General features: G+C 59.7%; 2 protein-coding genes and 1 pseudogene. All 3 read right to left on the bottom strand.

Annotated elements, in window-relative coordinates:
* Positions 1–632: TRAP transporter large permease subunit (locus ACK4TM_RS17370; protein WP_409703831.1), on the bottom strand; the 632-nt coding region annotated here is incomplete at its 3' end.
* Between the two features lie 7 nt (positions 633–639).
* Positions 640–1,137 (bottom strand): TRAP transporter small permease, encoded by a 498-nt coding sequence (locus tag ACK4TM_RS17375; RefSeq protein WP_409703834.1) that lies wholly within the window; start codon positions 1,135–1,137, stop codon positions 640–642.
* Positions 1,122–1,505: pseudogene (locus ACK4TM_RS17380) on the bottom strand (mannitol dehydrogenase family protein); the annotation flags it as partial. The gene ACK4TM_RS17375 and the pseudogene ACK4TM_RS17380, both read right to left, overlap by 16 nt.

The raw sequence follows: 1,505 nt of genomic DNA on the forward strand, positions 1-1,505 counted from the left end.
ATGCGCTTCAGGCTACGGCCTTCGGGATTGGCGACGGCATAGCCCCGCCGCGCCGCGATGATGCGCGACACCGTCGTCAATGCGAACGCCAGCATCAGCCCCGGAATCACACCGGCAATGAAAAGCCCGGTAATCGAGACTTCGGCGGTGATGCCATAGATGATCATCGGGATTGACGGCGGGATCACGACACCTATGCCGCCTGCATTCGACGTGATCGCCGCCGCAAAGGACTTGTGATACCCCTCCTTGATCATGGTGGGGATCATGATCGAGCCGATCGCGGCCGCCGTTGCCGGGCCAGAGCCCGAGATTGCGGCGAAGAAGGTGCAGGCAACGATCGTGACGCTTGCCAGCCCGCCGGGGGATTTCCCCACCAGCGTTCGGGAAAAGGCGATCAGGCGCGAAGTCAGCCCGCCCTTTTCCATCAGCACGCCGGCCAGCACGAACATCGGCACGGCGATGATCAGAAAATCATTCACGGCGGAATAGGCAGCCTGAACCACATAGGACAGCGGAATTCCCGCGACGATCATTCCGGCGATGGCGGCCAGCCCGATCGACACTGCGACAGGCACGCCCAGGACCAGAAAGACCATGAAGGCAAGCGTCAAAACGATGGGTGCGCTCATGATCATGTCACTCGTCCAGGCGGGTGTCGATGACACCCTCGTCATATTTCCAGCGCCGGATCATCACCTGAATCACCCTGATGCTGAGCAGGAAGAACCCCAACGGAACGATCATCTGAACCCAGGCAATGTTGATGCCCGTGGTCTGGGACACCATCGGAAAGCTGAACATATCGTTGATGTAGATCACGCCGAACCAGATCACGATGGCGTTGAAGACCAGCCAGATCATGTCCGCAAAGGTCAGCGCGATCTTCTGCATCCGCGGTGACAGCATGGAAATTTGGACCGAAACCCGGATGTGGCGGTCCTTTTCAGCAGCGATGACGAACCCGAAATAGACGGCCCAGACAAAGGCAAATCGCGAGACTTCCTCGATCCAGGCAAACGACCACCCAAGGACATAGCGGCCAATGACCTGAGAGCTCAGCAGCACCAACACTAAAGTCATCAGGCCGACCCCCAACCATTCTTCGGGCGAGCGCGTTTTCAACGTTGCGAACATGTCTTCTCCTTGGGGTCACCGGATGCGGCAGCCGCCATCAGATCGTGCGGAGTTTGTCGCGCAAGCGCGGTGCAGAACGCGACAAGCTGGCCTCGGAATGGCTGGTGTTGGCGCAGGGGGCCGGCGAACAGGTCAAGCTGCAGAAACCCGTCGACCAGCGCCGCAGCATCCCCCTGCGCGGCAAGATCAATCTGACGGAAATGCGCCGCAAGTGGATCAGAGACAGGGATCGTCCTGCCCTGCATATCCTGTCCGGTGTTATAACGGATCCATGCCGCGATGGTCAGGGCGTAAAGGGGCGCTTCGGGGCCGTCCAGATGGTGGATGGCGGCCTCGATGATCCGCTGACCCAGCTTGAACGAACTGTC

The sequence above is a fragment of the Yoonia sp. genome, from assembly GCF_046292185.1.
Classification (GTDB): Bacteria; Pseudomonadota; Alphaproteobacteria; order Rhodobacterales; family Rhodobacteraceae; genus Yoonia.